The sequence below is a fragment of the Roseiarcus sp. genome (genome assembly GCF_052145395.1).
GTDB lineage: Bacteria > Pseudomonadota > Alphaproteobacteria > Rhizobiales > Beijerinckiaceae > Roseiarcus.
Map to the genome: position 1 here is coordinate 1 of NZ_JBKQOT010000779.1, position 7902 is coordinate 7902.

Consider the following 7902-nt stretch of genomic DNA (forward strand, 5'->3'; position numbering starts at 1 on the left):
AGCGGCGGTAGCCCGGCGATGGCGAAAACGCCGACAACCAGGCTCCAGCCGAGCGCCGGGTGGGAGACGGTCAGGCCTCGGATGTCGGCGATCTTCTGCGTTCCCTTGGCTTGCGCGATATGGCCGACGGTAAAGAAGATCGCCGACTTGGTCAGCGAGTGCATCGTCATGTGCAGCAGCCCGGCGAAATTGGCCAGCGGCCCGCCCATGCCGAAGGCGAACACGATGATCCCCATGTGCTCGATCGACGAATAGGCGAACATCCGCTTCACGTCGCGGCGGCGATAAAGCATGAACGCGGCGAACACGACCGAGACGAGGCCGAGCGTCGCCATCAACGGTCCCGGCGCCAGCGCGTGCGCGTTGGCGTCGAGCAGAAGCTTGAAGCGCAGCACGGCGTAGAGCGCGACGTTGAGCAGCAGGCCGGAGAGGACCGCGGAGATCGGCGTCGGCCCCTCCGCGTGCGCATCCGGAAGCCAGGCGTGCAGCGGTGCGAGGCCGACCTTGGTGCCGTAGCCGAGCAGCAGAAACACAAAGGCGAGGTCGAGCAGCGGCGGGTCGAACTGCGGCGCATGCGCGATCAGGCTCGTCCACAGCATGGCCGGAACGCCTTCGCCGACCACCGGCTGCGCCGCCATGTAGATTAAAATCGTTCCGAACAGGGCGAGCGCGATGCCGACGCTGCCGAGGATGAAATATTTCCACGCCGCCTCGATCGCCGCCTGGGTGCGGTAGATGCCGACCATCAGCACCGTCGTCAGCGTCGCCAGTTCGATCGCCACCCACATGAGGCCGATGTTGTTGGCGATCAGCGCGAGGTTCATCGAGAACAGCAGGAACTGATACATCGCGTGATAGAAGCGCAGATGATCAGGCGTCAGACGTCCGGTCTCGATCTCGTGGGCGATGTAGGTGGCGCTGAACACGCTCGCGGTGAAGCCGATGAAGGTGTTGAGCACGATGAAGACGACGTTGAGGTCGTCGATCAGGATGTACGCGTTCGGGGGCGGCGCCGAGACGAACAGGGACGCCGAGGCGACGAAGGCCGCGAGAGCGGCGGCCACGTTCAGCGCGGCGGACAGGCGATAGGACGGCAGGACGGCGAGCAGCGCCGCCGCCGCCGCCGGCAGAGCGAGGAGGACGATGGTCGCGTCCGGCGCGAAGCTCATCGGCTTCCCCTGAAACTGTCGAGCGCCTCGGCGTCGATCGACTCGAACCGCTCGCTGATGCGGAAGAGGAACACGCCGATCACCACCAGCGCCACCAGCACCGAAAAGGCGACCGAGACCTCGACCACCAGTGGCATGCCCTTCGCGCCCGCGGCGGCGAGAATGAGCCCGTTCTCGAGCGACATGAAGCCGACCACCATCGACACGGCGTTGTGCCGCACCACCATCATCAGGAGACCAAGCAGCACGACCGACAGAGCGAAGGCGAGGTCCTCGCGGGCGAGCACGTCGGCGTCGCTGGCGATGCGCAGCATCACGACTTCGGAGAGCGCGACGAGCGCGAGGCCGGCCATCATGGTCGGCCCGACGCCGACGACGTTTTCGACGTCGCGGTGGATGCCGAGCTGGACGATGATGCGATGGAGCGCGATCGGGATGATGATCGCCTTGAAGGCGAAGGCGATGAAGGCGGTTACGTAGAGATGATCCGCATCCTGAACATAGGCCTGCCAGGCGACCGAGAGCGACAGCACGACCGCCTGGAGGGCGAATGTGTTGAGCAGCGCATAGAGGCGGTCCTGGTAGAGCAGCATGAAACTCACCAGCACGAGGCCGCCGGCGAGCAGATGCGAGACGTCGAAGGCGAGGCCTTTCATTTCAGCGTCCTGGACACGAACAGCAGAAGCGCGCCGAGAAAGCCGAGCATCAGCGCCGCGCCGACGAAGTCCGGCACGCGGAAGACGCGCATCTTGGCGATGCTGGTCTCGAACACGCCGAGCGCCACGCCGGCGGCCAAAAGCTTCACGACATAGGCGATCGCGCCGAAAATGCGGTCGGCGACGCTCGCGTCGGCGATCGCGAGGCCCCAGGGAACGAAGACGCAAATGATCAGCGAGATGTAGAGCGCGAGCTTCAGCATGGCGGCGAGCTCGATCACGGCGAGATGCCGGCCCGAATATTCCAGGATCATCGCCTCGTGCACCATCGTGAGCTCGAGGTGGGTCGCCGGGTTGTCGACGGGAATGCGGCCGTTCTCGGCGAGCGCGACGATGATCAGCGCGACCAGCGCCATGCCGAGCGTGACGCGCAGGCCGGCGACGCCTGAGGCCATATAAGCCGCCACGGTCGACAATTGGGTCGAGCCGGCGATGAGCGCGAGCGAGAAGACGATGACGATCATCGCCGGCTCGGCGAGCGCACCGAACAGGGCCTCGCGGCTCGAGCCTAAACCGCCGAAGCTTGTGCCGACGTCGAGCCCGGCGAGCGCGAGGAAAAATCGCGCCGCGCCCAGGAGCGCGATGATGACGATGAGGTCGGCCGACCACGAGAACAGGAGCCCCGTAGCGAAGGTCGGCACCAGGGCGGCTGCGACCCAGGTCGCCGCAAACACGAGGTAGGGCACGAAGCGAAAGAGCCACGAGGCGCTGTCGGTGACGATCGCCTCCTTGCGCGCGAGCCGCACGAGATCGCGATAGGGCTGGACGAGCGGCGGGCCGCGGCGGCGGGTGAGGCGCGCCTTGGTCGCGCGCACCACCCCCGTCAACAGCGGCGCGACCGCGATGACCAGAGTCATCTGCAGGAGCTGGAAGACGAGATCGACGATCATGGCCATGACGCGAGCACGACCAGAAGGATGACCAGCGCGCCGAACACGACGCTCAGGTACTGCCGGATGGAGAGGAACTGCAGGCGGTTGAACTGCACGGCCGCCCGCTCGACGATCAGGATCAGCGGCATGTAGAAGACGTTCCAGATCCGGTCGCTGAGTTTGAGATCGAGATGCGCGGGGCGCATCTCTCCCGGGCGCGGCATGTCGATCCGCTCCTCAACGACGAACGCGACCGAGCCGAACACACGCCGGATCGGCTGCGCGAAGCTTACCGCTGAATATTGCGTCGCGGGCGACGGATCGGGAAAACCGCAGTCCCACGCAGGAGCGCGCCGCAACGCGGCGGAGGCGAAACGGTGGATGAAGCTTGCGGCCAAACTGGCCGACAGGGCGATGAACAGGAACACGAGAAGCCCGTTGTAGGAGCTCCGGCTCTCGGCGACCGGCGCAATCGAGAGCCAGGCGATCGAGGACTGCGTCGGCATGTGGGCGCCGACGGCGATTTGCGCCGCCTGGGTGAGGGCGTCGATCGCCAGACCCGGAAGGACGCCGACGAGAAGGCAGAGCGTCGCCAGAATCGCCATCGCGGCAAGGGCAAGGCGATCGGCCTCTCTCGCGCGCGAAACCGCCTCGGTTCGAGGCCGTCCAAGAAAGGTTATGCCGAACGCCTTGCAAAAGCAGGCGGCGGCGAGCGCGGCCGACAGCGCCAGCATGGCCCCGACCGCGGGCGCCAATATCTTCAGCACCCAGGACGGCAACGCCGGGCTCAGCAATATGGCCTGAAACGTCAGCCATTCGGAAACAAATCCGTTGAAGGGCGGCAACGCCGAAATGGCGACGCAGCCAACCAGGAAGAAGAACGCCGTTCCTGGCATGGTGTGAATGAGGCCGCCGAGCCGCTCCATGTCGCGCTCGCCGGTCGCGGACAACACGGCGCCGGCGCCGAAGAACAGGAGGCTCTTGAAGAGGGAATGATTGAACACGTGCAAAAGCCCCGCCGTCAGCGCAAGCGAAGCGGCGGCCGGCATGCCGAACACCTTGAACCCCAAAGCGAGGCCAAGTCCGATATAGATGATGCCGATGTTCTCGACCGTGTGGTAGGCGAGCAGGCGCTTGAGGTCGTGTTGCATCAAGGCGTAGATCACGCCGAGCAACGCGGAGCCGGCGCCGACCGTGAGAACCGGAACGCTCCACCACCAACTCGCCGGTCCCGCGAGATCAAACACGATCCGGACGAAGCCATAGACGGCGACCTTCGTCATGACCCCGCTCATGAGCGCGGAGACATGGCTTGGCGCGGCAGGATGGGCGAGCGGCAGCCAAACGTGCAGCGGCACGATCCCGGCCTTTGACCCCGCTCCGATCAGCGCCAACAGGAAGGCGAGGCCGGCGACGCCGGGCGGTGGCCCCGCCGCCCGCATGGCGTCGAAAGCGTAGCTGCCGGCGGGTCGCGCCAGCAAGGCGAAAGCGAGCAACAGCGCAAGCGTGCCGAAGCTTGCCATCAGGAGATAGACGTAACCCGCGCGCGTATTTTGACCTTCGCGGTGGTGCGCCATCACCAGAGCCCAGGAGGCGAGTGACATGAACTCCCACGACAGCAGGAAGGCGTAGGCGTCGTCGGCGACGAGGACGAGGTTCATCCCGGCAAGGAAGGCGGGGAAGAACGGCAGCACGCGCTCCGGATCGTGCTCCGCGCGGCCATAGCCGAGCCCGTAGAGGCTCGCCGCCGTGGCGCCGAGATTGACGACGACGAGAAAGAACGCCGACATCGCGTCGGTGCGGAAATGAGCGCCGATCCAGGGCAGGCCGAGCGGCAGCACGAGCGGTTCGCCGCGCGCGCCAAAGAGGAGCGCATCGATCGCAACGACAAGCAGGAGCGCGGAGACGACGAGCGAACCGCCGTAGACGAGCGTTCCCGCGAAGGGTCTTCTCGAGAGCAACGCCCCCGCGACCGCGAGAGAAAGGAGCGCAGCGTCGCCCGCAAGGCAGAGCGCTTCCGCGCTCATTGCGATCGGCCGTCAAGCCGAGAGATCGGAGTCATGCTCACCGCCCCGCCAAACCTACGCGAATCGTTGGTTATTCTCCTCGCGACAGTAGCAGAAATCCGGCGCGCGTTAAGCCGCGTTCTTCAAGAGCGCGAGCAGCTCCCGATGCATGATCTCGTTGCCGCAGCAGATCGACCCGGTCGTCAAGAAGTCCGGATCGCCGTCGGCGTCCGTGACGTAGCCCCCGGCCTCGCGGATGAGCAGCGCGCCGGCGGCGATGTCCCAGGAGTTGAGGCCCCGCTCCCAGAAGGCGTCGAAGCGGCCGGCGGCGACATAAGCGAGGTCGATCGACGCGCATCCGATACGGCGCACGTTGACGACCCGCGCCATCACCGCCGACAGCTCGGCCTTGAATCGCGGGTGCTGCGCCGCCTTGCCGAGATGGGGGATGCCGCAGCCGAAAAGGGCCTGCGACAATTCGGTCCGCTGGGCGACGCGCAGGCGACGCTTGGCGCCCCAGGCGCCCTGCCCCTTTTCGGTCACGTACAAGTCGTCGTCGGCCGGATTGTAGATGACGCCGGCGACGATCTGACCCTCGCGCTCGAGCGCGAGCGAGATGGCGAAGACCGGGATCGCATGAAGGAAGTTGGTGGTCGCATCGAGCGGATCAATGTGCCACGTGTGGCTCTTGTCGGTTCCCTCGATCCGCCCGCCTTCCTCCATCACGAAACCATAGCCGGGACGGGCCTTGGAGAGTTCCTCGTAAAGCGTCTTCTCCGAGCGCTTGTCGGCGAGGCTGACGAAATCGCCAGGTCCCTTCATGGAAACCTGCAGCTGCTCAATCTCGCCGAAGTCGCGCTTGAGACCCCGCCCCGCCTTGATTGCGGCGCTGGTCATCACAGTCATCAGAGCGGAGCGGATCATGGCGGCTGTCCCGGGAAGAAGCGGCCGCTGGTTTAGGGGATGCGCCCGGGCGAGGCAACCAACCCGCAACATTCAGTAGAGATAAGGGACGAGCCGCCACGTGCGCGAGCGATAGGCTTCGTATTCGGCGCCGAAGGTCTCGCCGAGCAACTTCTCCTCGGCGTTCATGCGCGCGACGAGGACGAGCAGCATGAGGGCCGCAATGACGAGGCCGACGCCGCCGCGAAACGCCAGACTCCAGCCGACCGCCGTGGCCAGAAGCCCGAGATAGGACGGATGGCGGATGACGCCGTAGAGGCCGTCGGTGACGAGCTTGTGATCGGGCTGGATCGCGACGAGGCCGCTGAACCGTCGCCCGAGGACGAAGACCGGCGCGAGGCGCAACACGCCGCCGGCGGCGCCGATGGCGACGCCCGTCCAGCACACCGCGTCGCCGCCGGGCGTCAGGACGTCATGGCGGTCGGCGAGCGCCGGAAGATAGGCGAGCGCGATTCCGAGGATTGTGAAGGCGACGATCACCCAACGGTTCGAGCGATCCTCGCGCACGCCCGACCCGATATGGCCTTCGGTGAACGTAGCCGCGATCCCGAGCGCGATGGTTACAATCGTCAGGGCGACGAGGGGCGCTTGCGAGAAGAAACGCGAAGGCCCGCCTTCCCCGGCGATCGCAAACCCGAAAAAGAGCGCGAGGCTGACAGTCGCGAGCAGCGCGAGACGGAGCAAGGCCATGGCCGAATCTTACGCCCGCCATGCCGGCCGAGCAAAGCGCATCCCAGTCAAGCGTTCGCGCTGCGCTTGCCAATCGGCGCGAGAGGTAGGATGGCTTTTCGCTTACGCCATCCGAGGGACTCATGCGCTCCGATATCGAAATCGCTCGCGCCGCGAAGCTCAAGCCGATCGCAGAAATCGCGGGCGCGATCGGCGTTCCCGAGGACGCGCTAAATCCGTACGGCCGCTGGATCGCCAAGATCGAGCCCGAGTTCCTTCGGCAGGCGGCGGACGAGCGTCCGGACGGCAAGCTCATCCTTGTCACCGCGATCAATCCCACGCCCGCCGGCGAAGGCAAGACGACGACGACGGTCGGCCTTGGCGACGCGCTCAACCGGATCGGTCGAAAGACGGTCATCTGCCTGCGCGAACCGTCGCTCGGGCCCTGCTTCGGCCTCAAGGGCGGAGCGGCCGGCGGCGGCTACGCCCAGGTCGTGCCGATGGACGCCATCAACCTGCACTTCACCGGCGATTTCCACGCCATCACCTCGGCGCACAACCTGCTCGCGGCGGTGCTCGACAACCACATTTACTGGGGCAATGCGCTCGGTCTCGATCTGCGCCGCATCGCGTGGAAGCGCGTCATCGACATGAACGATCGCGCGCTTCGCGAAGTCGTGGTCGGTCTCGGCGGCCCGTCGAACGGCTTCTCCCGCGAGGACGGCTTCGACATTACCGTCGCCTCCGAGGTGATGGCGGCGTTCTGCCTCGCCTCCGACATCGACGACCTCGAAGCGCGGCTCGGCCGCATGGTGGTCGGCTACACTTACGCCAAGAGGCCGGCGACGGCGGCCGACCTGAAGGCGGAAGGCGCGATGTCGGCCCTGCTCAAGGAGGCGATCAAGCCCAACCTCGTCCAGACGCTCGAAGGCTCGCCGGCGCTGGTGCACGGCGGCCCGTTCGCCAACATCGCGCACGGCTGCAATTCGGTCGTCGCCACGAAAGCCGCGCTCAAGCTCGCGGACTATGTCGTGACCGAGGCGGGCTTCGGCGCCGATCTCGGCGCAGAGAAATTCTTCGATATCAAGTGCCGCAAGGCGGGGCTCCGACCCGCGGCCGCCGTCGTCGTGGCGAGCGTGCGCGCGCTCAAGATGCATGGCGGCGTCGCCAAGGATGCGCTCGGCGTCGAGAACCTCGCTGCGCTGAAATCCGGACTCGCCAACCTCGCCCGGCAGATCGCCAACATCCACAAGTTCGGCGTGCCCGTCGTGGTCGCCGTCAACCGTTTCACGGCGGACACCGAAGCCGAGTTCGATTTCGTCAAGCGGGCTGTCGCCGACAGATTCGGCCTCAAGGTCATCGTTTGCGAGCATTGGGCGCGCGGCGGCGCAGGCGCAGAAGACCTCGCGCAAGCGGTGGCGGACGTGACGAGCCGCGGCGACTCTCAATTCCAGCCGCTCTACCCCGACGATCTCAGCTCGACTTTGCCCATTTTACGCGGCGTAGC

At 66.2% G+C, this 7902-nt stretch carries 7 protein-coding genes; 1 reads left to right on the forward strand and 6 read right to left on the reverse strand.

Annotated features, from left to right (window positions below; all coding sequences use genetic code 11):
* The 6 genes from ACLP25_RS26820 to ACLP25_RS26845 form a co-directional block, all read right to left on the reverse strand.
* A partial coding sequence (locus ACLP25_RS26820; protein WP_442472157.1) for a hydrogenase 4 subunit F occupies positions 1-1169 on the reverse strand: 1169 nt, incomplete at its 3' end.
* Positions 1166-1825 carry a hydrogenase-4 component E gene (locus tag ACLP25_RS26825; RefSeq protein WP_442472158.1) on the reverse strand — a complete coding sequence of 220 codons (660 nt, stop codon included), beginning with the start codon at positions 1823-1825 and terminating at the stop codon, positions 1166-1168. The genes ACLP25_RS26825 and ACLP25_RS26820, both read right to left, overlap by 4 nt.
* Positions 1822-2781 (reverse strand): respiratory chain complex I subunit 1 family protein, encoded by a 960-nt coding sequence (locus ACLP25_RS26830; RefSeq protein WP_442472159.1) that lies wholly within the window; start codon positions 2779-2781, stop codon positions 1822-1824. The genes ACLP25_RS26825 and ACLP25_RS26830 overlap by 4 nt, the downstream gene beginning before the upstream one ends.
* Positions 2772-4784: a hydrogenase 4 subunit B gene (hyfB, locus tag ACLP25_RS26835; RefSeq protein ID WP_442472160.1), complete on the reverse strand. Its 2013-nt coding sequence runs from the start codon at positions 4782-4784 to the stop codon at positions 2772-2774. Before hyfB ends, ACLP25_RS26830 begins: the two co-directional genes overlap by 10 nt.
* A 108-nt stretch (positions 4785-4892) precedes the next feature.
* Entirely contained in the window at positions 4893-5687 is a 795-nt protein-coding gene (locus ACLP25_RS26840) for an inositol monophosphatase family protein (RefSeq protein ID WP_442472161.1), read from the reverse strand.
* 72 nt (positions 5688-5759) lie between these two features.
* Positions 5760-6416: a methyltransferase family protein gene (locus ACLP25_RS26845; RefSeq protein ID WP_442472162.1), complete on the reverse strand. Its 657-nt coding sequence runs from the start codon at positions 6414-6416 to the stop codon at positions 5760-5762.
* A 122-nt stretch (positions 6417-6538) separates the two neighbouring features.
* On the opposite strand from ACLP25_RS26845, the gene ACLP25_RS26850 reads away from it, so the two are divergent.
* On the forward strand, positions 6539-7902 hold a 1364-nt coding region (locus ACLP25_RS26850), incomplete at its 3' end, for a formate--tetrahydrofolate ligase (RefSeq protein WP_442472163.1).

Coding starts and splice junctions, on each gene's coding strand:
- ACLP25_RS26825 (WP_442472158.1), bottom strand. CDS start 1,825: ATGAAAGGCCTCGCCTTCGACGTCTCGCATCTGCTCGCCGGCGGCCTC.
- ACLP25_RS26830 (WP_442472159.1), bottom strand. CDS start 2,781: ATGGCCATGATCGTCGATCTCGTCTTCCAGCTCCTGCAGATGACTCTG.
- hyfB (WP_442472160.1), bottom strand. CDS start 4,784: ATGAGCGCGGAAGCGCTCTGCCTTGCGGGCGACGCTGCGCTCCTTTCT.
- ACLP25_RS26840 (WP_442472161.1), bottom strand. CDS start 5,687: ATGATCCGCTCCGCTCTGATGACTGTGATGACCAGCGCCGCAATCAAG.
- ACLP25_RS26845 (WP_442472162.1), bottom strand. CDS start 6,416: ATGGCCTTGCTCCGTCTCGCGCTGCTCGCGACTGTCAGCCTCGCGCTC.